The organism is Capnocytophaga sp. oral taxon 380 str. F0488 (assembly GCF_000318255.2).
Taxonomy (GTDB): domain Bacteria; phylum Bacteroidota; class Bacteroidia; order Flavobacteriales; family Flavobacteriaceae; genus Capnocytophaga; species Capnocytophaga ochracea.
This window is the reverse complement of record NZ_KB291229.1, coordinates 11,152-36,870: the sequence shown is the minus strand read 5'-3', so window position 1 is coordinate 36,870 and position 25,719 is coordinate 11,152. Positions and strand designations below refer to the sequence as shown.

General features: G+C 39.3%; 21 protein-coding genes. 5 read left to right on the top strand and 16 right to left on the bottom strand.

The annotated features are described in order from the left end of the window. Positions 1-435 precede the first annotated feature (435 nt). From alaS to rpsA, 3 genes are all read left to right on the top strand, one after another. A complete protein-coding gene (alaS, locus tag HMPREF9078_RS09510) occupies positions 436-3,069 on the top strand; it encodes an alanine--tRNA ligase (RefSeq protein WP_009420475.1) in 2,634 nt (877 codons plus the stop codon). After that, a complete protein-coding gene (locus HMPREF9078_RS09505) occupies positions 3,069-3,632 on the top strand; it encodes an ACP phosphodiesterase (RefSeq protein ID WP_009420474.1) in 564 nt (187 codons plus the stop codon). The genes alaS and HMPREF9078_RS09505 overlap by 1 nt, the downstream gene beginning before the upstream one ends. 289 nt (positions 3,633-3,921) lie before the next feature. Then, complete coding sequence (gene rpsA, locus HMPREF9078_RS09500; protein WP_002672939.1) at positions 3,922-5,682, top strand: 30S ribosomal protein S1; 1,761 nt, start codon at positions 3,922-3,924, stop codon at positions 5,680-5,682. A 152-nt stretch (positions 5,683-5,834) separates the two neighbouring features. Here rpsA and typA read toward each other — a convergent pair whose 3' ends face one another. Continuing rightward, positions 5,835-7,640, bottom strand: a complete 1,806-nt coding sequence (typA, locus tag HMPREF9078_RS09495) for a translational GTPase TypA (RefSeq protein ID WP_009420473.1) — start codon at positions 7,638-7,640, stop codon at positions 5,835-5,837. Positions 7,641-7,792: 152 nt separating this feature from the next. On the opposite strand from typA, the gene HMPREF9078_RS09490 reads away from it, so the two are divergent. Together HMPREF9078_RS09490 and HMPREF9078_RS09485 are read left to right on the top strand one after the other, a co-directional pair. Then, the gene (locus HMPREF9078_RS09490) at positions 7,793-9,049 is read left to right on the top strand and encodes an ABC transporter permease (RefSeq protein ID WP_009420472.1); all 1,257 of its coding nucleotides are present in this window, start codon (positions 7,793-7,795) and stop codon (positions 9,047-9,049) included. Beyond that, complete coding sequence (locus HMPREF9078_RS09485; protein WP_009420471.1) at positions 9,024-9,473, top strand: thioesterase family protein; 450 nt, start codon at positions 9,024-9,026, stop codon at positions 9,471-9,473. Before HMPREF9078_RS09490 ends, HMPREF9078_RS09485 begins: the two co-directional genes overlap by 26 nt. A 79-nt stretch (positions 9,474-9,552) precedes the next feature. Here the strand turns inward: HMPREF9078_RS09485 and HMPREF9078_RS09480 are convergent, their stop codons facing one another. From HMPREF9078_RS09480 to HMPREF9078_RS09410, 15 genes are all read right to left on the bottom strand, one after another. Next, a complete protein-coding gene (locus tag HMPREF9078_RS09480) occupies positions 9,553-10,167 on the bottom strand; it encodes a hypothetical protein (protein WP_009420470.1) in 615 nt (204 codons plus the stop codon). Between the two features lie 6 nt (positions 10,168-10,173). After that, positions 10,174-11,484: a phenylacetate--CoA ligase family protein gene (locus HMPREF9078_RS09475; protein ID WP_009420469.1), complete on the bottom strand. Its 1,311-nt coding sequence runs from the start codon at positions 11,482-11,484 to the stop codon at positions 10,174-10,176. Between the two features lie 80 nt (positions 11,485-11,564). After that, positions 11,565-13,568, bottom strand: coding sequence for a hypothetical protein (locus tag HMPREF9078_RS09470; RefSeq protein ID WP_009410698.1), 2,004 nt, complete (start codon positions 13,566-13,568; stop codon positions 11,565-11,567). 89 nt (positions 13,569-13,657) lie between these two features. After that, positions 13,658-14,911 (bottom strand): NAD(P)/FAD-dependent oxidoreductase, encoded by a 1,254-nt coding sequence (locus HMPREF9078_RS09465; RefSeq protein ID WP_009420468.1) that lies wholly within the window; start codon positions 14,909-14,911, stop codon positions 13,658-13,660. Between the two features lie 52 nt (positions 14,912-14,963). Then, complete coding sequence (locus HMPREF9078_RS09460; protein ID WP_002672952.1) at positions 14,964-15,320, bottom strand: 4Fe-4S dicluster domain-containing protein; 357 nt, start codon at positions 15,318-15,320, stop codon at positions 14,964-14,966. 456 nt (positions 15,321-15,776) lie between these two features. Further along, complete coding sequence (gene creD, locus HMPREF9078_RS09455) at positions 15,777-17,126, bottom strand: cell envelope integrity protein CreD (protein WP_009420466.1); 1,350 nt, start codon at positions 17,124-17,126, stop codon at positions 15,777-15,779. Between the two features lie 161 nt (positions 17,127-17,287). Beyond that, positions 17,288-17,590: a transcriptional regulator gene (locus HMPREF9078_RS09450; RefSeq protein WP_009420465.1), complete on the bottom strand. Its 303-nt coding sequence runs from the start codon at positions 17,588-17,590 to the stop codon at positions 17,288-17,290. A gap of 2 nt (positions 17,591-17,592) precedes the next feature. After that, positions 17,593-18,339 (bottom strand): hypothetical protein, encoded by a 747-nt coding sequence (locus HMPREF9078_RS09445; protein ID WP_009420464.1) that lies wholly within the window; start codon positions 18,337-18,339, stop codon positions 17,593-17,595. Positions 18,340-18,355: 16 nt separating this feature from the next. Next, positions 18,356-19,006 (bottom strand): hypothetical protein, encoded by a 651-nt coding sequence (locus tag HMPREF9078_RS09440; RefSeq protein WP_009420463.1) that lies wholly within the window; start codon positions 19,004-19,006, stop codon positions 18,356-18,358. 180 nt (positions 19,007-19,186) lie between these two features. Continuing rightward, the gene (locus HMPREF9078_RS09435; RefSeq protein WP_009420462.1) at positions 19,187-22,114 is read right to left on the bottom strand and encodes a pitrilysin family protein; all 2,928 of its coding nucleotides are present in this window, start codon (positions 22,112-22,114) and stop codon (positions 19,187-19,189) included. A gap of 84 nt (positions 22,115-22,198) precedes the next feature. Beyond that, the gene (locus HMPREF9078_RS09430) at positions 22,199-22,534 is read right to left on the bottom strand and encodes a 2Fe-2S iron-sulfur cluster-binding protein (RefSeq protein ID WP_009420461.1); all 336 of its coding nucleotides are present in this window, start codon (positions 22,532-22,534) and stop codon (positions 22,199-22,201) included. Beyond that, on the bottom strand, positions 22,535-23,647 hold the full coding sequence (locus HMPREF9078_RS09425; RefSeq protein ID WP_009420460.1) for an RHS repeat protein: 1,113 nt from the start codon (positions 23,645-23,647) through the stop codon (positions 22,535-22,537). Positions 23,648-23,679: 32 nt separating this feature from the next. After that, on the bottom strand, positions 23,680-24,033 hold the full coding sequence (locus HMPREF9078_RS09420) for a hypothetical protein (protein WP_009420459.1): 354 nt from the start codon (positions 24,031-24,033) through the stop codon (positions 23,680-23,682). Continuing rightward, the gene (locus HMPREF9078_RS09415; RefSeq protein WP_009420458.1) at positions 24,023-24,274 is read right to left on the bottom strand and encodes a hypothetical protein; all 252 of its coding nucleotides are present in this window, start codon (positions 24,272-24,274) and stop codon (positions 24,023-24,025) included. Before HMPREF9078_RS09415 ends, HMPREF9078_RS09420 begins: the two co-directional genes overlap by 11 nt. A gap of 65 nt (positions 24,275-24,339) precedes the next feature. Next, positions 24,340-25,398, bottom strand: a complete 1,059-nt coding sequence (locus HMPREF9078_RS09410) for an NAD(P)/FAD-dependent oxidoreductase (protein WP_009418138.1) — start codon at positions 25,396-25,398, stop codon at positions 24,340-24,342. Positions 25,399-25,719: the final 321 nt, after the last annotated feature.

The window sequence follows — 25,719 nt, the reverse complement described above, 5'->3', positions numbered from 1 at the left end:
TTACGCTACAGAAATCTTACAAATTTTTACAAATCTAACAAATAGTCAGTAAGCTGTCTGAAAGTCTTGCAAAGACTTCACGGATTACACAGATTTAGCACAGATAATTCTTTTGTAAAACATCATTGTTCTATGGATTGCTTAGTTAAAGCTGAGGGGAAAATTAAGAGTGTAGCTTACGCTACAGAAATCTTACAAATTTTTACAAATAAAACAAATAGTCAGTAAGCTACCCGAAAGTCTCGCAAAGACTTCACAGATTACACAGATTTAGCACAGATAATTCTTTTGTAAAACATCATTATTCTGTGGATTGCTCAGTTAAAGCTGAGGGGGAAATTAGCAGATTAGCAAATTTGTGAATTTGCTAATTAGTTCGTACCTTTGCGCCCTGAAAATGTTAATTATTAACTGTCAATCGTTAGTTAAAAATATATGACTTCGCAAGAAATAAGAGAACAATTCCTAAAATTCTTTGAAAGCAAAGGGCACACTATTGTTCCCTCGGCTCCTATGGTGGTTAAAAACGACCCTACCCTGATGTTTACCAACGCTGGTATGAACCAATTTAAAGAGTTCTTCCTTGGTAATGCTAAACCTAAATACAAACGCGTAGCCGATACTCAAAAGTGTTTGCGCGTATCGGGGAAGCACAACGATTTGGAAGAGGTAGGTCGCGACACGTATCACCACACGATGTTTGAGATGCTTGGCAACTGGTCGTTTGGCGATTACTTCAAAAAAGAAGCCATTAGCTGGGCGTGGGAATTGCTCACCGAAATATACAAAATTCCCAAAGAAAACCTCTATGTAACCGTTTTTGAAGGCAGTGAAGAAGACGGCGTGCCTTTTGACCAAGAAGCCTATGATATATGGAAAGAACGGATTGCTGAAAACCATATACTTCTCGGAAATAAAAAAGATAACTTTTGGGAAATGGGTGACCAAGGTCCTTGTGGTCCTTGTACCGAAATTCACGTGGATATCCGTTCAGATGAAGAGAAAGCCAAAGTGCCAGGTCGCGACCTTGTGAATAACGACCACCCTCAGGTAATTGAGATTTGGAATAATGTGTTTATGGAGTTCAACCGCAAAGCCGACGGTAGTCTCGAAAAACTACCTTCTCGCAACGTGGATACAGGTATGGGTTTTGAACGCCTCTGTATGGTATTGCAGAAGAAACAATCAAATTACGATACCGATGTGTTTACCCCTCTCATTCACAAAGTGGAAGAGATTACCCAAAGTAGATATACCTCAGGCGACCGTGTAACTCCTGAACAAGAACAAGTAAATATTGCGATTCGTGTGATTTCAGACCATATTAGGGCTGTGGCTTTTGCTATTACCGACGGTCAGTTGCCCTCTAACAATGGTGCTGGTTATGTGATACGCCGTATTTTGCGTCGTGCTATTCGCTATGGTTTTACTTTCTTAAACCAAAAAGAACCGTTTATCTACAAATTAGTAGAGACACTCTCTAACCAAATGGGAGGTACTTTCCCCGAATTGGAGAAACAGCAATTCCTGATTATGAGCGTCATAAAAGAAGAAGAAGCCTCTTTCTTGCGCACGCTTGAACAAGGTTTATTGATGCTAGACGTAATGATACAAAACAGTCCTGGCAAGCAACTATCGGGGGGTAAAGCCTTTGAATTATACGACACTTACGGCTTCCCCAAAGATTTGACAGCGCTCATTCTTTCGGAGAAAGGGCTCACTATGGACGAAGCTAGTTTTGAAGAACAATTACAAAAACAAAAAGAGCGTTCACGTGCAGCAGCTCAAATAAAAGCTGACGACTGGGTAATACTCCGCGACGACGATGAAGAGGAGTTTATAGGCTATGATACCTTAGAGGCTGTGGTGCGATTGGTGAAATACCGCAGAGTGGAAAGTCAGAAAGACGGTACTCATTTTCAGCTGGTATTCAACACTACTCCTTTTTATCCGGAAGGAGGTGGACAAGTGGGCGATAAAGGTACTCTACAAAGTGCTAACGGTGAGCTTATCTATATTTTAGATACCAAAAAAGAAAATAACCTTATCATTCACATTTCAGAACACCTGCCTACTAATTTAAACGACCCTTTCAAAGCAGAAGTACATTCAGTAGGACGTGAAATGGCAGAAGCTAACCACAGTGCTACCCACCTGTTACACCAAGCCTTACGCGAAGTGTTGGGTACACACGTTGAACAAAAGGGCTCTCGTGTAGCTCCTGAAACTTTGCGCTTCGACTTCTCTCACTTTGCTAAACTTACTGAGGAAGAGCTCAAAAAGGTAGAGCAATTGGTAAACAAACGTATTTTTGAGAAAATTCCTTTGCAAGAGCATCGTAATATTCCTATGCAACAAGCCGTGGAATCAGGTGCTATGGCACTCTTTGGTGAAAAGTACGGCGACCGTGTGCGTATGATTCAGTTTGGTGATAGCAAAGAGCTTTGTGGGGGAACTCACGTAAAGAACACAGGCGATATTTGGTATTTCAAAATCATCTCAGAAGGTGCAGTAGCAGCAGGGATTCGCCGTATTGAAGCGATTACCCGTGGAGGAGCTATGAAGTATTTTACAGAACAAGAACAGCTGGTAGAACAAATAAAAGAAACGCTGAAAAACGCCCAAGACCCTGTAAAAGCGATTACGCACTTGCAAGAAGAAAATGCAGCTTTACACAAAGAGCTTGAACAGTTGAGAAAAGAGCAAGCTAAGCAACTTAAAACAAGCATCAAAGCTGAATTTACAGAAGTAAATGGTGTTCAGTGTCTCGTAAAACAAGTAGATGCAGAAGTAGCAACTCTCAAAGACCTTGCTTTCGAGTTAGGTAATGAGGTAAAAAATGCTTTTGTATTCTTTGCATCAGCTCACGAAGAAGGCAAAGCACTCTTGTTATGCTATATCAATAAAGAATTGGCACGAGCCAAAGGATTAGATGCTGGTAAGATAGTACGAGAACTGGGCAAATACATTCACGGAGGAGGTGGCGGACAGCCATTCTTTGCAACCGCAGGAGGTAAAAACCCCGGTGGTATTACCGAAGCACTTTCTAAGGTAAAAGATTATTTATAATGAACTTTTTGGCTCATATTTACCTTTCGGGCGAAGGCGATGAACTGCTTACTATTGGCAACTTTATCGCCGATACCGTACGAGGTAAAGAATACTTACAATACCCCGAAGCAATGCAACGGGGTATTTTATTACATCGCAGAATAGACACTTTCACTGATGCACACACTATTTTCCGGAAAAGTAAACACCGATTGGTGCCTACTTACAACCATTACGCAGGGGTGCTGGTAGATATTTTTTACGACTATTGTCTTGCTAAACATTGGAAAGAATATTCTGATAAATCCTTAGAACAATATGTTCAACACTTCTACGATGCCTTAGAGCGCCATCAATACTTGCTCAACGATAAAGCTCAAACTTTGAGCAAATACATCATTGCCGAACGTTGGTTAGAAAGCTATCAAACTTTTGAAGGCATCTGCTCCATATTATACCGAATGGATAGGCGTACAGGCTTTGTTTCGAAAATGCAATATGCCATAGAAGATTTAAAAAGAGATGAAAAATTATATGAAGAAGAATTTACTCAGTTCTTTAAAGAAATACAAATGATGTAATTACAAAAACTTTTCAGTAGAATCGATTGTTTCTTAGTAATATTTCTACTTAATACAATATCCATATAATTATCTAATAAACAAATAGATACACAGTTACAAATAAAAAAACATCTTCAAAAATCATAAAATTATTTGGCTAATTCAAAGATTATTCGTAATTTTGCCATAATTTTTTAAGGGCATAGAGTATTAATTTATCATTATTGTTTCATTCTTTCCTATTAGAAATAGCCCTACTAAAATACTCTCGTTCCTAATTAGGAAATACAAATTTTATTATCAGCAAATGGCTGAAAACACTCAAAATCCAGAAGAGTTCTTACAGAACTTTGATTGGGACAAGTACCAAGAAGGTATTGACAGCGTACAAGAAGACCAATTGAAAAACTTCGAAGAATTGGTTAAAAACAATTTCGTTGACACTCAAGACAATGAAGTAGTAGAAGGAGTAGTAACCCGCATCACTGACAGAGAAGCGATTATCGACATCAACGCTAAATCAGAAGGCGTTATCTCTCTCAACGAGTTCCGCTACAACCCGAACCTCAAAGTAGGTGACAAAGTAGAAGTGCTTATCGATATCCGTGAGGATAAAAACGGTCAGTTAGTACTTTCACACCGCAAAGCACGTACGCTTAAAGCTTGGGATAGAATTAACTTGGCACACGAAAACGGCGAAATCGTAAACGGTTTTGTAAAAAGCCGTACCAAAGGCGGTATGATAGTAGATGTATTTGGCATCGAAGCATTCTTACCTGGTTCTCAAATTGATGTGAAACCTATCCGCGATTACGAACAATTCGTAAACAAAACAATGGAATTCAAGATTGTGAAAGTAAATCACGAGTTCAAAAACGTAGTGGTTTCTCACAAAGCACTCATCGAAGCAGATATCGAAGAACAGAAGAAAGAAATCATCAGTCAGCTCGAAAAAGGACAAGTACTCGAAGGAGTTGTGAAAAATATCACTTCTTACGGTGTATTTGTAGACCTTGGTGGCGTAGACGGATTGATTCACATCACCGACCTTTCTTGGGCTCGTATCAATCACCCAAGCGAAGTGGTATCGGTAGACCAAAAACTCAATGTGGTAATCCTCGATTTCGACGACAACAAATCACGTATCCAATTAGGTTTAAAACAGCTTAGCAAACACCCTTGGGACGCTCTTGCTGACGACCTTAAAGTAGGTGATAAAGTAAAAGGTAAAGTAGTGGTAATTGCCGACTACGGTGCTTTCGTAGAAATCGCTGATGGTGTAGAAGGTCTTATCCACGTTTCTGAAATGTCTTGGAGTACTCACTTGCGTTCTGCTCAAGATTTCGTAAAACTCGGCGACGAAGTAGAAGCTGTTATCTTGACTCTCGACCGCAACGAGCGCAAAATGTCTTTGGGTATTAAACAACTTACCCCAGACCCTTGGATTAACATTACTGAGAAATATCCAGTAGGTTCTAAACATACAGGTACTGTTCGCAATTTCACTAATTTCGGTGTATTCGTAGAACTCGAAGAAGGTATCGATGGTCTTATACACATCACCGACCTTTCTTGGACTAAGAAAATTAAACACCCATCAGAATTTGTAAACTCTGGTGATAAGATTGAAGTAGTAGTACTTGAATTAGATGCCGAAGGACACAAATTGTCATTAGGACACAAGCAAACCACTCCTAACCCTTGGGACAAATACGAAACTGAATTTGCGGTAGGTACAGTTCACAAAGGTACTATTTCTAAAATGGTAGATAAAGGTGCTACTGTTCCTTTCAACGACGATATCTTAGCGTTTGTTCCTTCACGTCACTTAGAAAAAGAAGACGGAAAGAAATTGGGCAAAGGAGACACTGCTGATTTCAAAGTGATTGAATTTAACAAAGAATTTAAACGTGTTGTAGCTTCTCACACTGCTATCTTCAAAGAAGAAGAAGAGAAAATAGCTAAAGAAGCTGCTGTAAATACCAGCTCATCTACAGTCGAAAAATCAACACTTGGTGATCTTGAAGCATTACAAGAGTTGAAAGACAAGATGGAAAAAGAGAAGTAATTTAGTTTTTTTCATAATTTTTTGTTTTAATGAGGAAAAGTCGTTGCTGGGAAGTGACGACTTTTTTTATTATTCATCATCTATCTATTATTCATAAAAGAAAGCCTCAGTGTTTTTATACACTGAGGCTTTCTTTTATTAAATATTAAAGATTACTTAAACTCCTTTTCGTGGCGTTTGCGTTCATTCTCATCTAAGTAGATTTTACGTAAGCGCATATTTTTAGGAGTTACTTCTACATACTCATCTTTTTGGATATATTCCAAGGCTTCTTCTAAAGAAAACTTAATAGGCGGTGCCAATTTTACTTTTTCATCAGAGCCCGCAGCACGTACGTTAGTAAGTTTTTTAGTCTTCGTTACATTTACTACTATATCTCCACTACGAGAGTTTTCACCGATTACTTGTCCTGTATAAATATCTTCACCAGGAAAGATGAAGAATTTGCCTCGGTCTTGCAATTTGTCGAGAGAATAAGGAATAGCAGTGCCTTGTTCCATAGAAATAAGCGAACCATTAATACGCCCTGCTATTTCACCTTTGAAAGGTTGGAACTCCAAAAAACGGTGGTGAATAATAGCTTCACCAGCAGTAGCCGTAAGCAATTGGTTACGCAACCCTATAATACCGCGAGATGGAATAATAAACTTAATAATCATACGTTCACCTTTAGGTTCCATACTTAGCATTTCGCCTTTGCGAAGGGTAACTAAATCGACTGCTTTACCACTTACATTCTCAGGCAAATCAATAGTAAGTTCTTCTATAGGTTCGCATTTTACGCCGTCAATCTCTTTGATGATAACTTGTGGCTGACCGATTTGCAATTCATAACCTTCACGACGCATTGTTTCAATGAGTACTGAAAGGTGCAAAACCCCACGACCATAAACTATAAACTTATCGGCACTATCAGTAGGTTCTACGCGTAAAGCAAGGTTTTTTTCCAATTCACGCTCTAAACGTTCTTTGATATGGCGAGAGGTTACAAACTTTCCGTCTTTACCAAAGAAAGGAGAATCGTTGATAGTGAAGAGCATACTCATAGTAGGTTCATCGATAGCAATAGTAGGAAGTGCTTCGGGGTTTTCGTAATCGGCGATAGTATCACCAATTTCAAAGCCTTCTAAGCCTGCAATCGCACAAATGTCGCCTGCTTGTACTTCTTCTACTTTCTTACGACCTAAACCATCAAAGAGGTGTAGCTCTTTAATTTTAGATTTTACAATAGTTCCGTCGCGTTTTACTAATGAAATATTCATACCCGATTTTAGGGTACCACGATGCAAACGACCAATAGCAATACGTCCTGTAAAACTAGAATAATCCAATGAAGTGATAAGCATTTGCAAGCTACCTTCTTCTATTTGAGGAGCTGGAATATGCTTTACCACCATATCGAGTAGGGGTGCAATACTATCGGTTTTCTTATGCCAATCTTCTGACATCCAATTTTGTTTAGCTGAACCATATACCGTAGGAAAATCTAACTGCCAATCTTCAGCGCCGAGTTCAAACATCAGGTCGAATACAGCTTCGTGTACCTCATCAGGAGTACAGTTTTCTTTATCAACTTTGTTGATTACCACAATGGGTTTCAACTTCATCTCTATAGCCTTTTGGAGTACAAAACGCGTTTGTGGCATAGGGCCTTCAAAAGCATCGACAAGCAAGAGCACGCCATCGGCCATATTGAGTACACGCTCCACTTCCCCACCAAAATCGGCGTGGCCAGGTGTATCAATAATGTTTATTTTGATGTCTTTATAAACTACTGAAACGTTTTTAGAGAGGATAGTAATTCCTCGTTCGCGTTCGAGGTCGTTATTATCTAATATCAGTTCGCCTGAATCTTGATTTTCGCGGAAGAGAGCGCAGTGGTGTAAAATCTTGTCTACTAAGGTAGTTTTGCCGTGGTCTACGTGGGCAATAATAGCTATATTTCTAATAGCGGTCATAGATATAATTTGTGTTTTAAAAATTTGAGGGTGCAAAAGTACGAAGTAATTAGCAATTTAGCAAATTCGTAAATTGACAGTTATTGTCTTTTCTGAAATTATTGGAATTATTTGGTATTTATTTACTATCTTTGTCCCCTATTCAAACCGTTATGTTTCAATCTATAAAAAAAGAAGTCTTATTGCTGTTGCGCGATGTGGGGGCACTTATCATTCTCTTTGCGATGCCATTGCTATTGGTGGTAACCATTACGCTTTTGCAGGACGGAGCTTTTAAGAATATCAGTGAGCAGAAAACAGCCGTTCTGTTAGTGGACAACGATGGCGGTGAAATTGCCAAAAATATCAGTAAGAGCTTAGAAGGAAGTGCTTTCGAAATGGTGAAAACGTTGGACGGCAAACCTATTGACGAAGTTATGGCGCGTGAGCAGGTGCTGAAAGGTAACTATCTGCTAGCTATTGTAATTCCTGCTGAACTCTCCTCCAGCTTGCAAACTAAAGTGCAACAGAATGTAGAGACAATTATCAACACTTTTGCAGGCGAGACTGTAACACCTACTGAAACGGCTTATACTACCAAAGAAATACGCCTTTATTTTGACCCGACTTTGCAGACTTCGTTTAAAGAAAGTGTGAAGAGTGGCATTGACAAATTGCTATACCAAATAGAAAATCAGTATATTTATAAAGCCTTTGAGAGTCAGTTAGAGGAAGGGGTGAGTTTACCAAAAACAGAAGCATTAGTGAGTTTTAGAGAAATCAATCCTAATACGGCTACTGCTGCTATCCCCAACGCTACCCAGCACAACGTACCCGCGTGGGCTCTCTTTGCTATCTTCTTTATTACCATACCGCTATCGGCGAGTATTGTAAAGGAAAAAACACAAGGCACAGGACTCCGACTCTTCACGAGTCCCCTACCCTACTCAGCATTACTCTCCGCTAAAATCATTGTTTTTCTAGTGATTAGCTTACTACAATTCGCTTTGATGGTAGTAATGGGGGTGTTCGTATTTCCTTACTTAGGCTTACCAATGTTAGATGTGGGAGGTAAACTTTTACCTTTGTTATTAGTCGCCATAGTGTCAGGGCTTTCGGCAATAGGATTGGGGGTACTTTTAGGGACTTTAGCAAAAACCCAAGAACAATCAGCGCCCTTGGGAGCTACCCTCACAGTGCTTTTTGCAGCTATTGGGGGCGTGTGGATACCTACCTTTGCAATGCCCCATATTATGCAATTGCTTTCTAATATTTCCCCTATGAACTGGGGATTACAAGCCTTCTACGAGGTATTGTTAAGAGGCGGTTCTGCGAGTAGTTTGCTACCTAAAATAGGAGCTTTACTGCTCTTTTTCATTACTTGTATTCTTATCTCTATTTATTATGACAAAGCTAAAAGAAACGTATAAACCTGCGAATTTATCTGAGAGTCTCATTATTACGGTACGCTTTAGCGAAACCGACCCACTTGGTATTGTGTGGCACGGCAACTACATCAAATATTTTGAAGACGGACGTGAGGCGTTTGGGAGAAAGTACGGTATTTCTTACCTTGATGTAGAGCGCGAAGGCTATACAACTCCTATTGTGAAGAGTGTATGTGAACACAAGAAGATGGTGCGTTATGGCGAACGTTTGCGCATTGATACTCACTATATTCCCTCCAATGTAGCGAAACTCATCTTTCAGTATTTTATCTACAACGAAGCCAATGAGTTGGTTTGTACGGGAGAAACTGTACAAGTATTTACTTCATTAAAAGATAATAGCTTATCGCTGTATAAACCTAAGTTTTTTGAAGAATGGGAGAAAAAAGTGAAAAGTAACAGGTAATAAGTAACAATACCCTTTGTCAAAGTCTTAGAGACTTTGACAAAGGATATTGAGGTTAAAAGTGTTTTAATTATTATTATTATTTTTTAAGGCGTTTGATGATGAGCTTTCCAAAGGATTTAGCGGTTTTCTCAAAGCCTTCTCCTATACGCAACTCATTACTGTAATTATGTCCTATTTGGTCGCCTGGGGCTTCGATAGAGCGTATTTGGTATAGTACATTTTCTCTGTTATTTGTTTCTACAAAACTGAGTACAGTAGTTACTTTGGCTTTTTGTTTCATTACCCAAGCATCCCATCCTGGATATATCCATTGGGCATCTACAATAAGGGTATAGGCTGCTTGAGGAGCATCTTTTTGAAATGCAATTCCTTTAGATTCAGTAACTGTACGTCTCATCAAATCTAAAAATTTAGGCTCCCAAAAGGTTTCTCTCGCTCCTTCCCATTTCTTCAGCCAATTATCTCCCTCACCTTTATTCCTGTTGTTAAGAAATTGACGACGTTCATCTACGTATTCTCTTTCGGTAACATTGTCTTTCATTAGTCGCAAATTATCGTATTTGAACTCTACATTCACGACTTTTTGATCTTTTAGAAAAGATAAATTACCTCTTTCTTCTTGAAAATCTTGCGCCGTTACAGCTAAGGTAACGCACAAAAATAAGACAGCTAATAGATTTTTTGTCTTCATATATAATTAATTTAATGGTTTGCGTTTGTCTACAAATTTCATCGGTTTGCGACTGCCCAACGGATAGAGCTGTTGCTCAATAAGGGCTATATCGCAGAACTCAATCTTAGGAACTACCCTGAGTTTAGCGCGGAAATGATGACTTATCTGCTCACGAAGGGCTTCAGTAGGGTTTTTTGTCCCTATTTTGATGAGAATTTCATCGGTGAGGATATCATTGGTATTGATTTCTATAATGTAATTCTCTATGGCTTCAAACCCCGTAAGCAAATCCATTAGGGCTGGCGGGTAGAGGGTCGTTCCTTTGTATTTAATCATCTGCTGTTTGCGACCCAGTACAGGACTCACTCGTGCCGTATGTCGCCCACATTTACAAGGGGTACTGTGCATCGCTACTATATCACCTGTGCGAAAACGCAACAATGGCATACCTTCCACTCCCAAAGTAGTGATAGTGAGTTCGCCACTCTCACCATCGGGTACGGGGCGTCCTTCGTCGTCTAATACCTCGGTGATGATGAGCTCAGGGTGGTGATGCCCTCCGTGCTGGTATTCACACTCGGTGAAAGTAGTGCTCATCTCGGTAGAAGCATAAGTAGAGTAGAGTTGCAATCCCTGCCATTTTTCAGTAATCTTTTTCGCTAAGAGTGTAGGGCTAAAATCCTGATTGCGCAACGCCTCACCTATACACACCACTCCTTTTACGGAAGAAGCGCGATAGTCTATACCATTCTTTTCGGCATATTCTATCATTTTCAGCACAAAGGAAGGAACCGCAATAAGGTATTTAGGCTCGTACAATCGAATAGAATCCCATTGCAATTCGGGTATTCCTGCCCCTACCCTAATGATGCTCGCTCCCATTTTGCGTATGCCTAAGAAATAAGCCAAGCCTGCCATAAAACGGCGGTCGATAGTAGTCATTAGTTGGACTACATCGCCTTTTTGAATGCCTGCACAAGCTAATGAGATAGCTTCGTTGTACGCCAAACGGTCTAAATCCCTGTCAGTGAGACCGAAAGTAACGGGCGTTCCCATAGTGCCTGAGGTAGAAGCATAGTCTACAATAGCAGTTTTAGGTACGCAGAGAAAAGCATCATTCTCGCGTTGCAAATCGTCTTTATGGGTTGTGGGTATTTTTTGTAAATCGGCAAGGGTGCGGATATCTTCTATACGGATATGGTGCTTGCGGAAGAGATTTTGATAAAAAACCGATTTTTCATTGAGATATTGCAATAGCTCTCGCAGTTTTTCTTCTTGAAAAGCTACAATCTCGGCTTCCGATTTAGTTTCTATGGTTGGAATAAGTGCACTCATTATTTTTGTTAATAAAACTTTGCCAAAGGTTCTAATGCCCGTGCGACTCACACCTTTGGCAAAGTTGTATGTAAATTTCCTTATTTAAAAAGTCGTTTTAAGGAGTTTAAGAATCCTTTTTCTACCACATCAATACCGATACCGAAGTTGCTATCAGCCATAGTGTGATAATCTTCGCGGATAGGTTCCAATTTATCTAATGGCAATTCGATATTCGTGAGCGGATTGTACTCCACAATCACCTTACCAGAGTTCTTAGTGATAAACTTTTGGGTTTTATGGGTAAAATACTCGTTTTTGATATCACACTCTTGTACGGTGTATTTTTCCTTAGTATCGATATTTTCATCAGTTTTGAGCTCTATTTCGTAACGCTCACTATCGAAGTTATGCCAAAAGCTCGCATCGCTGTGCTGGTGCTCACGAATACTGTTTTTCAACACACTACCATCGTAGTACATCAAGAAACGACGACCTTCGTTATCTATAAAATAAGGCTGTTCAATAGTTGCTTCGTACTTCACTACAAATTCATTTTCCACCTTATCGTCCTTCACTATTTGCAAAGTAGCATCTTTGAAAATCTCGCGGAAATCTTTGCCTTTGCGGTCGTTTACATAGTTGAGTGCATAGAACAAGGAGTTGTTCCAGCTGTCCAAACGTTCATTTTTGTTGCTCGACTTGAAGTAAGCTCGCATAGAGTTTGCACGATTGTAACGATAAGTAGTAAGCAGTTGTATTTTGCCCGTATTGCCTTTGGCTTCTAAGGTGATGTGCTCATCTATACAAAAATTGTCAAAATAGGTAGGTTTGCGCACTTGTAACTCTTGGTCAGGCAATATCTCCATAAAGTGACAAAAAGAAATCACTGCGCGTTTCTCCAATTTACCAAACTCATTACGAGCAGTGGCATCTACAAAGTATTCTTTACCCTTGTAATTGATTTTCACCACTACGTGATTGAATGAAAGCAACGAAGGGAGATAGAATTGCAAGTAATAATCAGAATTGTAGTTCACCAATATCACTGAAGCCTCTACACCGAGATAGTTGAGGATAGATTTCAACAATACGCATTTCGCTTTACAATCACCTTGCTTATTTTGGTAAGTAAGTGCAGGTGCTTGTGGTTTGTGTCCATTCATCTCATCGGCGTTGTACACGTAGTAGATGTTGTTTTGCACGAACTCTATAGCGTATTGCAATTTCTCATCGAGGGTAGCCATACCGTTGAGTTTCTCCACTAAATCGGGAGCGAAATCAGCGGGTTGTGCTTTGAATACCTCTTCGTAAAGCGGATAGATATAGTTAGAAAGTTCTTTCCAAGTACTATCAGTAGCGAAGTCTATAAAAGGGAAGATTTCGCGGTTAGGGTCTACTGGGTTGATGTAGTTTTCTTGTACTATCTCAAATGCTTCTCCTTGTGCTAAGTATTTCACCTGACTTGGGATTACGTTACCCTGCTCGTCGCGGAAAAACACATCTTTATAAGCCACGCGTTTGTCGCGATTGTTGATGAGCTTGAAGTGATATTTACCGTACGCCCAGTAAGTATCAGGGGTTACATATACGTATTTCATAAAGTCCCGACGCAAGAACTCTTTCTCAGTAAATACCTTTTCTTTGGTATCTTCCAAAATGAGGATATCGTCTAAGTGAAGGTCTTTGATAGAGAAGTTCAGTTTTTTAGAACTGCTGATAATACCACGACCGCTTTGCCCTTCGTTGTCCAATACTTTTATAGTAGTATCAGCTGTTTTGTCAATTAGCTGACCGTTGCGATACACACTGATGCGGTGTATACTGAAATACTCATTTTCTTCGAGTATCATATCATACATCGAAGCACGTTCCAAGTTTTCGGGTTGGGTAAGGGTATAAGCCATCAACGTATAGTCAGAGGCACTATTATCGTCTATTTTGCTGTATTTATGTAAGAAATAGCAGTAGTCACGTCCCTCGTCGGTTTGTTCTCGAGAAAAGTCAGTCTCTACTAAAAGTTTTTCCATTTCACTATCTGAAAGGGAATTTGTCCAATCTCCCGCTTCTACAAAGCGGTACAATTCTTTTTCTTCTGTTTGCACTTTTTTAGTTTAGAGTTTAAAATTAAGAGTTATAAGAGTATTTAAGTGGGCACAAAGATACTACTTTTTTATCGTTCAGCCAAAAAAGTTTATGCCTCCTTCATTCCCAAACCGTTATCAATGGCATATGCCATATTTTCAATGATATGCTTGTGTTTGGTTACAAACGGATTGGTAGTATCCCACACGTAACCTGCAAGTACCGAACATATTTTCTTCTTCACGTCTTCATTTCCTGGCTGATGAAAGAAGAGCGTTTGTAGATTGCCAGTATACCATTCTCTTACATAAGAAGTAAACACGTCTATACCACGTTGCATATACTCGGCGTATTCCTTTTGCCAATCTACTTTTTCACCCGCAAGTTCGCGTTTTACCAATTTAGCCGCCAACATCCCCGATTCGGTAGCAAATGCCACTCCTGAGGAGAACACAGGATCTAAGAACTCGGTACTGTTGCCCGTGAGCACAAACCCTTCGCCAAAGAGTTTTTTCACCGAGCAAGAATAACTTTGTATCTTATTGGGCTTGAACAGAAAATCCGAATGTTCAAAGCGTGCTCGGTAGAAGTCAGAACGTTTAATTGCTTTGCGAAGTGCTTCTTCGGTATCTCCCGAAGCCGACAAAGCGTTGATATAGTGCGTAGGCCCTACAATGCCCACGCTGGTATTGCCGTTAGAGAACGGAATTACCCATAGCCATACTTCACGCTCCAATACATCAAATGAAATAAGCGTACCTTCTTCACCCGCAGGACGTACCTTCCCCTCTTTGATATGAGTAAAAATAGACGAGTGGTCGTCTAACTTCGAAGGCGAATTAAGGTCTAACAAGCGAGGCAACACCCTCCCATAACCACTGGCATCAATTACAAATTTAGAGGTGATTTCGCTCACCTCGCCATTAGCATCTTTCACCGTAGTAACCTGATGGTCGGGGAAGAATTGCACATCGGTAACTTCGGTTTCAAAAGTGAGATTTACCCCTTTTCGAATGACCTCTTGTGCCAAAACATTATCGAAATCGGCGCGAGGCACTTGCCACGTCCAATCCCAACCTTTACCGTATTTTTTACCAAAATCAAACTGACACACTTGTTCGCCACGAATAAAACGGGCACCCCATTTCACTTCGTATTTTTGGGCTTCCAAGGCTGGCATAAAACCCGCTTCCTCAAAATGATCCATCACGCGCGGAATAAGGCTCTCGCCTACTACCAAACGCGGGAATTTTGTTTTCTCTACCACGCGCACCTTCACACCGTTGTTCTGCAAATAGGCTGCTGATACACAACCCGAAGGACCTGCGCCAATTACCAATACATCTGTTACTTCTTTTTTCATAGATACTCTTTTTTAAAAGTATGGGGACAAATATACTACTTTTTTTGTAAAACTACGCTTCTTCGTCGTGAATAAAGCGTTTTTTAGCCAAAAGTTCTTCTTCTGTTTCTTGGTAGGCATCATCGGGCACACAGCAATCCACAGGACATACAGCAGCACATTGGGGTTCATCGTGAAAACCAATGCATTCAGTACACTTGTCCGCCACGATAAAGTAAATATCATCACTGATAGCTTTCTGGGGCTCGTCCGCGTCTACTTCCAATCCGCTCGGTAATACCACACGTCCCTTTAAGGTCGTACCATCGCTATAACGCCAATCGTCAGCACCTTCATAAATAGCATTGTTAGGACATTCGGGTTCGCAAGCCCCGCAATTGATACAATCGTCAGTTATTATTATAGCCACTTGAGTTTTATGTTTTTAGTTATGAATTATCAGTTAAAAAGGGTGCAAAGATAATACTTTTATTTCTATTATTCAACAACTACCCATAATCACCTTCTACAAACTCCACTTTTTCTACTATTTTGCAAGCCTTATCCTTCATCATTTCTTCATCATTTCTTCGTCATTTGTTTGTCTTTCCTTCGTTTTTTGTTTATCTGCCCGTGCGGCTCGCACCGTCATTTCTTCGTCATTTGTTCGTCATTTGTTCGTCATTTGTTCGGCTTTTTTTCGTCTTTTGTTCGTCTTTTGTTCGTCTTTTGTTTATTTGCCCGTGTGGCTCACACCTGCTTGTGTGACTCACACCGTCATTAACTTGGTATTATTAGCATTTTTGGCATTATGGTATAAAAAAAGACTGCCAGATATTCTCTAACAGTCCTTTTTACCTTTTACCTTTTACCTTTTATCTTTTACCTATTTACCTGAATCCGACCATTCCACCTTCCGCGACACATACATCACAATAGCCAAAATGGTAAATAAACCTATACTTCCCACTAATAAAGCATAACTTTCCAGCTGAATAATCACGTAAATAAAACCGTAGAGTGCTGCTAATGAAAGTCCTATAAAAGTAGGAAACTTCTTGTTTTTCAGTATAGAAACCGAATACAAACTGATAAGTCCTACCGTCATTACCGACGATATAAAGTAAGCAAACGAGAAGCTACTGTGTTCTGTAATCGATATGAGCAAAGTATAGAACAACACCAATGCCAACCCTATCATTGAGTATTGGAAGATGTGAATCTTTATCTTGCTAATGCTCTGTATTAAAAAGAATATCAAGAAAGTGAGGAATATCACCAAATAACCGTATTTAGTAGCGCGTTCATTCTGCTGATATTGGTCTACGGGAATGATAAAATCTACATCGTAAGTGTATTGCGAAATATTCGGCAAACTCCCAAACGATTGTTGTGCAAACGGACGGTTGATGTGCAATACCTTCCACGAAGCGTTAAACCCATTGCCGTTTATCTGTTTGGTGTAAGGCAAAAAGCTACCTGTAAAGCTAGGGTTAGCCCAGTTAGAGGTAAGGGTACTCTCGGTAGTCTTCCCTATGGGCACAATAGCTATTTTCTTACTACCGTCGTACTGCACCGTAAAACTAAACGAAGGGTTAGCCAAAAACTCCTGATAGTTGATAAAGCCTGTTTCAAGCGATGCCACCTCATTAGCCTTACTATCATTTTCATAGTAATAATCCTCGTCGTCTTTTTGCTCATAGATAGGTTCAAAAGCGTAATCCTTGCCACCTAATTGAATGCTTACCCCATTCTTAATACTTGCGAGGTTAGTAGTGCGAATGAGAATCGTAGCCTTATCCCAACTGATATCTTCGTTAGGAATTCCTTTAGTTGCAAAATTAGGCGCCACATAACTACCCGTAAAGTCCATAGACGCATTAAACACTACTGATTCATAGTTGTTGCGCTTCTTCACCTCAGTCTTTACATTCGAAGTATTTTTCAGTTCCTCGGGGAAGAAATAAGCGTACTGTGTATCAAAAGCGTTTTTGTTCTTGTCGCTGTACACTTTGTAAGGAATTTTAAGGATAGGTCCATAGAAAAAGACCTCGCGCCCCCACTTGCTATCAATCTCATTGATAACCTCCTGCTGACGTTCTTTGCGCTCTCTCACTAAGTTTTGCACTAATAAGAGCGGAATGAGCAATACCAAAGTAAGTGCCCCAATAAGCACCAAACGAAAAGTGTTTGATTGCCATACATTAGATGTTGTTGATGGTTTTTCTGGATACATAATATTTGAATTTACAATTAATAATTAACAATAATAAAAGTACTTTGCATTTCAAAGTATATAACTAAAAAAGAAGACGCTTTTGCGTCACACACTTTGCCAAAGTTTAAAACTTTGGCAAAGTTGATTACATTCTTTTGACATCTTCATTGACTAATCAACTAATTTCCTAATTTCCCAATAATCTTCTCGAGTGCATTCAAATGTTCTTGAAAAGCCTCTTTTCCTTTTTTAGTTACCTTATAACTCGTATTCGTCTTCCTTCCCACAAACGATTTTTCAATAGTGATATACTCTTCAGCTTCCAAGGCACGGGTATGGCTTGCCAGATTGCCGTCGGTTACCCCTAAGAGTTCTTTCAGGGTATTAAAGTCGGCACTGTCATTCACCATCAACACCGACATTATGGCTAAGCGAATGCGGTGGTCAAAAGCCTTATTGATATGTGCTAAAAAAGTCTTCATTTTTATCCGTCCCACCCTATATCAGTGATTTCTTTATTGTCAAAATCTATTTCTAACGAATGGTCAGGGGTGAAAATATCCCCAGCAGATATATGAGCAGCGACTCCTGTACTCCAAACATTCATACGACCTCTATATACCTCTAAAGTATCATACCAATTATCATCAGCTTGAGGTGTATATTCAGTACAATGCTCATTATAATAGCTAAAGAGTGTCTCCTTAGCATCTGAAAGCCACTCTAAGTATTCTTTTATACTATGCAAACAACTTTCTAAAGGAGTATCTTTGTTTACAAAGAATGAAAAATACTCTCCTTCTACCTCTTTGTTAAAAATAACTACTTTTTTCTTTGAGAGTATATACTCGTATTCCGACTTAAAATCTTCTACTTTCTTGAAATCACTAATTTGAAAAGGTTGCTGTTTTTGCTTTGCTCTCAGTTTACGAATATCCTTGATACAAAAAGTGTTGTTATGTGTTTTAGCTTTGTCTGCTAAAACGGAGAACTTGCTTTTCTCCTTATAATTAGTAAGGTCGGCAATACGTGCGAAAGTCTCATAAGCCGAAAGGTGGTATTCCAATAAGGTGTACGTATCAGCGAGGATACGCTCCTCTTCTTTAGTACGTTCTGTTTTGGCTTGCAAATCGTACAACAAGTCGTATAATGCGATAGCTCCTTCGTGAGAGCCTCCTGCTTTGCGAAAAGCATTAGAAGCATCTATATAACGTTTTAAGATTTCGGTCATAGTATCATACTCTATTCTACTCCTTTTGTAGATTGTCCTCCTTCGGGGGTTCGGGGGCTCGTTCGTATTTAAAGTGCATAATGCCTCCATAGAGAACGTGGCATACACCAAAGCCCAATGTCCAAAACAAGAGTCCGTAACCAGGAAAATATACCGCTAATAAGCCTAACACAATCTCGGTAATTCCCAAATAATGTACATCTCCAAAGGTGTATTTACTCACATTCACACACGCCAAACCGTAGAAAATAAGCGTCATTGGCGCAAGCAGTCCGTAGTACCCATTTTTGATGAGCAATACACTGAGTAGCCCACCCGTAAGTAGCGGAATAGCAAAGTTATACAAAGCCCTTTTGGCGGTAGCATTCACAAGACTTTCTCCACTGCGCTTCGCCTTACGCGCCGAAAACAAGTAAGCCGTCACCAATGAGGCTACAAGCACCGCTAATGCAATTGCCATAATAGCTTTAAAGGTACGACTTTCTATAAGCACATAAGGATAATAGATGTAATGATGTTCCAACAACATATATACCCCTGCCGCACCTATCAGGGCATACACACCTGCCAATACCCCCGAAAGTCCGCTAAGCGAAAGAAAAAGGGTAGACTTACGCATCATCTGGCGTATCTCGTGTAGGTCGTTTAAGTATTTATTCTCTTCCATAATGAAGCACTTTGTGGCGCAAAGTAACGGATAATAATAATAACTACCAAATATTTTTATCACAAATCTTTAAAATATTTTAGATGAGTATTGTAAATGAGTGTATTATATATAAATAATCAGTGTTAAAGTCGTGCGACTTTAACACTGATTATGAGAAATAAAAAATAATTTCTTATTCTAATATCCGAAGAGTTCTTCTAATGAGAGCTTCTTAAAGTCTCCTATTTTTTGGAGGTCATCTTTTGAGAGTTTCTTTTCTGAAGCTAAAATCACATAAGTATAAGGTTTTTTAGAGAGGTATTTGTCGTGGAAAGCTTTGATGTCTTTCATTGTAATACCATCTACATTTTGATATACTTGCTTGCGTATATCGTCTTTAAGACCCAATTCTTGTGCGGCTAAATAGCTATAAATAATACCGTCTTGTGTAATGCGCTCGGTTTCTATTTCTTGCTTGATTTGTAGTTTAGCTAATTGAAGATTAGCAGGCAATTCAGGCATTGTATTGAGCAGTTCATTCATTGCTTCAACGGCTTCTTTAAACTTATCAGCTTGTGAACCTACATAGGCAAGCATATAGTATTTATCAGCTTTTTTTCTTGGGGAAGCGTAGAAACCATAGGTGCTATATGCCAAAGCTTTACTTTCGCGAATGGTTTGGAATACCAAAGAACCCATACCGCCACCGAAGTAGTTGTTGAACGCACTAATTACAGTACTTTCAGCTGGATTAAAAGGAACGGTATTGCGTATCCAACGAGTTTCAGCTTGTACCATTTCATAATCGGCAAAGAGCACTTGGTTTTTAGTTTGCTCTACTTGCTTAAACTCTTTTTTAGGAGCTACCTTAGCAAACTTAGCAGGCACTTTATGCAAAGTTTTTAGTTTATTAGTAAGTTCTGAAAGGGTAGCAGGTCCATAATAAATAACAGTTTGCTCAACATTGTTTAGGTTTTTGAGTTTATCTACCAACTCTTTCCCTGTAATAGCCTCAATTTCGGCATCAGAGAAGGTGTAGTTATATTTGTTTTTAGCCCCATACATTGCATAATTTGTTAAAGCTTGCATAATAGCATTTCTATTAGCTTTGGCATCTATACGCGATTTAACTACACGAGCTTTCAAGGCTTTAAGGGCTTCTTCATCTACTTTAATATTGGCAATAAAGTCTTCGTAAAGTTTCACAGCTGCTTCAAAGTTTTCTTGTAAACCTTCTATATTTACAGTAGTGTACTCGTCACTGTTTGAAATTCTAAAGCTTGAAGCTATTTTATAGAATTCTTTGGTAAGCTGTTCAGCTGATTTTTTATCAGTACCCAAAAACTGACTATAATTAGCAGCCATTGCTAATTTCAAATCATTAAGAGTACCTACTTTATAACGGAAAGTAAGACGATACAATTCATTGTCTTTGTTTTGCACGTAAAGTATTTCTGCTTTGCCTAATTTTCCTTTTTGTAGGTCTTTATTATAATCTAAGAAAACAGGCTTTACAGGAGTACTTGGCATCTCGTTCACCATTTTCACAAAAGCTGATTGTTTATCGGCATTAGTCTCAACGGGAGTAATAGCTGGTTTTTCAATCTTCTCTACATTAGGGCGAGTTCCTTTCTCTTTATACACAGCTACGTAGTTATTACCGAGGTATTTATTGGCAAAAGCTACGATATCAGCTTTGGTGAGTTTAGAAAGGTTGTTCACATAAGCTACTTGGTCTTTCCAGTCGAGATTATCAGTAAAAGCTGACATTAGCATATTAGCGCGGTTGCCATAAGACTCAGTCGCTTGAATGGTTTGCTTTTTCAAGTTGTTGATAATAGAAGGAATAAGGTCATCATCAAAGTTACCTTTTTTGAGGTTTTCTATTTCCCCCAACATAAGGTCTTTCACTTGTTCTAACGACTGCCCTTGTAGAGGTTTTCCTGAGAGGTATAATACGCCATAGTCTATAAGCGTATAAGCAAAGGCACTTGCCCCAAGGAGTTTTTGTTTTTTTACAAGGTTCAAGTCAATAAGACCTGCTTTACCATTAGTAAGAATTTCTCCTACTAAATCGGCTAAGAGAGCATCTTTATCTTGGTTACCAGGCAAGCGGAATGCCATCGAAACGCTTTCGGCATCGGGTCCTACTACCTTCTTAATGATAGGTGCTGTAATAGGAGCTTCTTTCTCAAAAGTATATTGAGGCACTGCTTTGGGTTGCATATAGCTAAATGCCTTATCAATTTGAGCGATAACAGTATCAGGGTTGAAATCTCCTGCCAATATTACTGCCATATTGTTGGGCACGTAATAGGTATGGAAGTATTTGCGAATTTCTTTCAGTGAAGGATTTTTCAAATGCTCTACTGTACCGATAGTGGTTTGCAAGCCATAATTGTGCTTCTTGAATAGCTCAGAGAAGAGAGTTTCAAACACCTCGCTATTATCGCTATCCAAAGAGCGGTTTTTCTCTTCGTATACAGCTTCCAATTCAGTATGGAAGATACGAAGTACAGGGTTGCGGAAGCGTTCAGCTTGTACAGTAATGTACTTATTGATAGCATTAGCAGGCACATCGTCAGTATACACTGTTTTTTCAAACGAAGTAAAAGCATTGGTACCTTGTGCACCCATAGCAGTCATCATCTTATCGTACTCATTGGCGATAGCATACTTACTAGCTACTCCTGAAACCGAATCTATCAGTTTATAGATAGCTTTACGTTTAGCAGGGTCTTTGGTGTGATTGTACTCTTCGTAGAGGGCGTCGATTTTGTCGAGTTCTACTTTTTCCTTAGCCCAATCAAGTGAACCGTATTTATCAGTTCCCTTAAAGAGCAAATGCTCTAAATAATGTGCAAGCCCTGTATTAGTTGCAGGGTCAGTTTTACTACCTGCTTTCACAGCTACATAGCACTGAATGCGAGGTTCTTTATTCGTAGGACTCAAAATAACTGTAAGTCCGTTTTTCAAGGTATAAAACCTTGCATTGGTGGGGTCGTGTGTTACATATTTATAAGTGTAACCGCCTCCTTGAGCTTCTTTCCACTCATAGTTTTGAGCGGAAGCACCGAATGTTATAGCTACTGTGAAGAGCCATAAGAATAGATTCCTTTTTAACATATTTGGCGAATTAATATTTAAACTGTGCAAAAGTAGTAATTTAATGCTCAACTACAAAATACTTCTCGATATTTTTTATCTTTCTTATGCAAATGGTGCTAATACCACTTCCAAACCATCTATTTCAGGTGTAATCGGAATTTGGCAACCTAATCTACTATTAGGTTTCACGTAAAAAGCCTCCGAAAGCATTGCTTCTTCTTCTGCTGACATCTCAGGAAGCAACACCTCTTCTTCATTCTGAATATAGCACTGGCAAGAGGCGCACATTGCCATACCACCACAGATGCCTATCTCGCCATCTTGGGCAATTTCATAAGCACGCATTACCTCCATAAGGTTCATATTCATATCAGTAGGGGCTTCTATTTCGTATAGAAGCCCCTCGCGATCGGTTATTTTAAGATGTATCTCGTTCATTTATTTTGCGGGGAAGTACTCTATTCTGCGAACGCGAGCGCAAACGGGCTTGTCGTTCTCAAACATTATAATCTGTGTCCAGTTACCCATTTTATCAAAAGTATAACGGTATTTATAATTGAAATCAGGAGTAGTATAAGCAGTAAGCAAGTTGTGCTCATCATACACTTTGGTCGAGGCTACCCCTTTCCGTGTTTTAATAATCTGCGTCTCTCCAAATTTGTTAAACATATAATTCGTCTCTACGTAAAAGTTAGGGTCATCATTAGCCGTACAAATGGTCTGTATGAGTTGCCCTGCTTTGTTGTATTTGTGCTGGCATACGGTCTCTTGTCCTGCTTGGTTAATATACGTCGCTTTGGTTAAATTCTTATCCTTGTCGTATTGGTTCTCTGTTTTTAAAAACACATTCTTGTTAAGCACTTTTTCCTCTATCTCGCTCACCTTGTTCATATTGTTGTATTTATACGACTTCTCTTTGGTGTACTCCGGACGTATTTTCTGTTCCAATACAAGGTTCTTCTGCTCATATCGTTGAATATCTTTCTCCAATGCCGATACACTAGCTACCTTATTCTTCTCAATGCAGTTACCTAAATCGTCGTATTTATACGTGATAGTGATAAGCCACTCATTGGTCACCCCATCATTCTCATCAATCTTTACCAACTGATTCTTCTCATTGTAAAAATACTGTCGGTTCACCGTCAGTTCTCCGTCTCCCAAGGTAAACACCGACTGACTTTTATTGATTTTTCCCTTCTTGTCATAAAAGAAGCGCATTCCTCCAAAAGGTCGATTTTCAGCATTATAGGTTTTAATTTCAAGATTGCGCCCTCCGTTGTCAAACAGATAAGATATATTAGTTTTAGAATACTTCTTTTCGTCTTTTTCCACCTTCCATTCTTCGGAATAAGGAAAAACGTTATAAGTGTTCCCATCAAAGGTTTTAGTACCTTTCGGACTCGCTTCCAGAAGAAATGAATAATCCTCTACTTTCTTTACTTTCCCTTTCAGTTGTAGGGATTTACTACCCAAAGTATCTATCTGGGCGTGTAGCGAAACACCACCTGCCAATAAGACACTTGCTAATAGTACATTTATGCTCTTCATTTTATATTTAGTTATTAGTATTTTAGAAGCAATTATTCCGAATAGTATTCTTGAACGATTTCCTTTACGATATCCATATCCACTGTATCATATTCACTTTTGTCATAAATAACAGCAAAAAGAATATTTCTTGTTTCATCTTCCTCATTTACATTCACGAGAACTTCGTGGGTGATAACACGCCCTCCTCCTCTTTTCCCCTTATTTTTAGAAGCTATTTCAAGACGTATCTTCTTATATCCTTCTCCTAAATCTGTTCCTAAAAGAGGATTTATCTCTATCTCTGCTTTAAGATTTTCTATATCTCTCTTCAGACTCTTATACTTTTTGCTCAACCTTTTAAGTTCTCTATCAAAAGTAGCAACTGATAAAAATTTACAATTCATTGAGGACTTCATCTAAATCACGCGCTTTCATTTTTCCCTCTCTTACCGCTTTCACTTCTTTCATTCCTTGCAAAAGCATCTTCTTGAATTTTTGTTCTTTAGGTGTGAGCGAACGTTTAGTTTTAGGCAACGCTTCATCATCCTTTGTTTCTGTATACTGTACAAAACTAAGTTTTTTAGCATATTCCACAAAAGCCAATGCTGAAGCACTCGTCTCATTAATAGTTAGTGTTATGGGCATATCCTTTTATTTAATCATTAGTTTTTTTATTTCTTTTACCTTTTACCTCTTATCTCTTACCTCACCTAAATCGCTTTCACCACTGCCTTTTCAGCCTCTTTCCGAGACCCATCAAAACCGTCTATACCCACTACCGTAGTGTATTTTAACACGTATTTTTTATTAGGGTAAATGCGGTTGTACACACTTTGGCACATTAAGGTCGCTTCGTGAAAGCCACAAAGTATTAGTTTCAGTTTCCCTGGGTAAGTATTCACGTCGCCTATGGCGTATACTCCCTCTATACAAGTTTGATAGTCTAAGGCATTGTTCACCTTCACAGCATTTCTTTCAATCTCCACGCCCCACGTAGCAATAGGTCCTAATTTAGGAGTAAGTCCAAACAAAGGTATAAAAGCATCAGCTACAAGAGTTTCTCTTTCGCCCCCTTCCTGCTCCAATACTACCGACTCCAAATGCTTTTCTCCACCTAGTCCCACTACCTCATAAGGCGTTTTTAAGTTGATTTTCCCCGCCTCTTTGAGGGCTCTCACTTTCTCAACCGAATCCAATGCCCCTCGGAACTCATTACGGCGGTGCACTAAGGTAACCGAAGCCGTTGCTACTTTCTCGGCTAAGTAAATACTCCAATCGAGTGCAGAGTCGCCTCCTCCGGCTATCACCACGTGTTTGCCTGCGTAACTCTCGGGGTGTTTCACAAAGTAAGCCACTCCCCTATCTTCGTATTGTTCAAGGTTCGGCAGTTCAGGTTTGCGAGGTTCAAAAGTACCTAATCCTCCTGCAATAGCTACAGCTTTCCCTTTTATTTGGGTGCCTTTATCAGTAGTAACCACAAAAGTATCATCATCATTTTTAGTAAGAGTCATCGCTGTTTCACCAAGCGTAAATTCAGGCTGAAACTGCTTGATTTGCTCCATTAAATTATCCACTAATTCCGAAGCCCCTACACTCGGGTATCCTGGTATATCAAAAATAGGCTTCTTGGGGTACAACTCAGTAAGCTGACCGCCCACCTGAGGGAGCGTATCTATCAAATGACATTTTAACCTAAGCAATCCTGCCTCAAACACAGCAAACAATCCCGTAGGTCCCGCCCCTATAATGATGATATCCGTTTCTTTCATTCATTGTTATTTTGGGTGCAAAATTACTAAAAAAAACTGAAAAGCAAAAAGCAAAACAGCAAAATAAGTATATTTCCCGTATTTCTATTCACCAAAATACCTATTGATTACCAGCATCTTCTTAATACGCCCTTTGCATACTATCCCATAAGGTTCATCTTTTGTCTCTCTGTCCGTATATTGTTCGTCTTTTCATTATATGCCTGTCGTGCTACGACTGCCCGTATAGCTCGCACCTACCTGTGTGCTCACACTGTCTTACCTTTGTTTTTGAGTCGCTACACTCTCTTTTCACAGTATGGACTTTCCCAAAATTTCAGA

Excerpts from the sequence above, each read along its gene's own strand:
- alaS (WP_009420475.1), top strand. The coding sequence starts at position 436 with ATGACTTCGCAAGAAATAAGAGAACAATTCCTAAAATTCTTTGAAAGC.
- HMPREF9078_RS09505 (WP_009420474.1), top strand. The coding sequence starts at position 3,069 with ATGAACTTTTTGGCTCATATTTACCTTTCGGGCGAAGGCGATGAACTG.
- rpsA (WP_002672939.1), top strand. The coding sequence starts at position 3,922 with ATGGCTGAAAACACTCAAAATCCAGAAGAGTTCTTACAGAACTTTGAT.
- typA (WP_009420473.1), bottom strand. The coding sequence starts at position 7,640 with ATGACCGCTATTAGAAATATAGCTATTATTGCCCACGTAGACCACGGC.
- HMPREF9078_RS09490 (WP_009420472.1), top strand. The coding sequence starts at position 7,793 with ATGTTTCAATCTATAAAAAAAGAAGTCTTATTGCTGTTGCGCGATGTG.
- HMPREF9078_RS09485 (WP_009420471.1), top strand. The coding sequence starts at position 9,024 with ATGACAAAGCTAAAAGAAACGTATAAACCTGCGAATTTATCTGAGAGT.
- HMPREF9078_RS09480 (WP_009420470.1), bottom strand. The coding sequence starts at position 10,167 with ATGAAGACAAAAAATCTATTAGCTGTCTTATTTTTGTGCGTTACCTTA.
- HMPREF9078_RS09475 (WP_009420469.1), bottom strand. The coding sequence starts at position 11,484 with ATGAGTGCACTTATTCCAACCATAGAAACTAAATCGGAAGCCGAGATT.
- HMPREF9078_RS09465 (WP_009420468.1), bottom strand. The coding sequence starts at position 14,911 with ATGAAAAAAGAAGTAACAGATGTATTGGTAATTGGCGCAGGTCCTTCG.
- creD (WP_009420466.1), bottom strand. The coding sequence starts at position 17,126 with ATGTATCCAGAAAAACCATCAACAACATCTAATGTATGGCAATCAAAC.
- HMPREF9078_RS09450 (WP_009420465.1), bottom strand. The coding sequence starts at position 17,590 with ATGAAGACTTTTTTAGCACATATCAATAAGGCTTTTGACCACCGCATT.
- HMPREF9078_RS09445 (WP_009420464.1), bottom strand. The coding sequence starts at position 18,339 with ATGACCGAAATCTTAAAACGTTATATAGATGCTTCTAATGCTTTTCGC.
- HMPREF9078_RS09440 (WP_009420463.1), bottom strand. The coding sequence starts at position 19,006 with ATGGAAGAGAATAAATACTTAAACGACCTACACGAGATACGCCAGATG.
- HMPREF9078_RS09435 (WP_009420462.1), bottom strand. The coding sequence starts at position 22,114 with ATGTTAAAAAGGAATCTATTCTTATGGCTCTTCACAGTAGCTATAACA.
- HMPREF9078_RS09430 (WP_009420461.1), bottom strand. The coding sequence starts at position 22,534 with ATGAACGAGATACATCTTAAAATAACCGATCGCGAGGGGCTTCTATAC.
- HMPREF9078_RS09425 (WP_009420460.1), bottom strand. The coding sequence starts at position 23,647 with ATGAAGAGCATAAATGTACTATTAGCAAGTGTCTTATTGGCAGGTGGT.
- HMPREF9078_RS09420 (WP_009420459.1), bottom strand. The coding sequence starts at position 24,033 with ATGAATTGTAAATTTTTATCAGTTGCTACTTTTGATAGAGAACTTAAA.
- HMPREF9078_RS09415 (WP_009420458.1), bottom strand. The coding sequence starts at position 24,274 with ATGCCCATAACACTAACTATTAATGAGACGAGTGCTTCAGCATTGGCT.
- HMPREF9078_RS09410 (WP_009418138.1), bottom strand. The coding sequence starts at position 25,398 with ATGAAAGAAACGGATATCATCATTATAGGGGCGGGACCTACGGGATTG.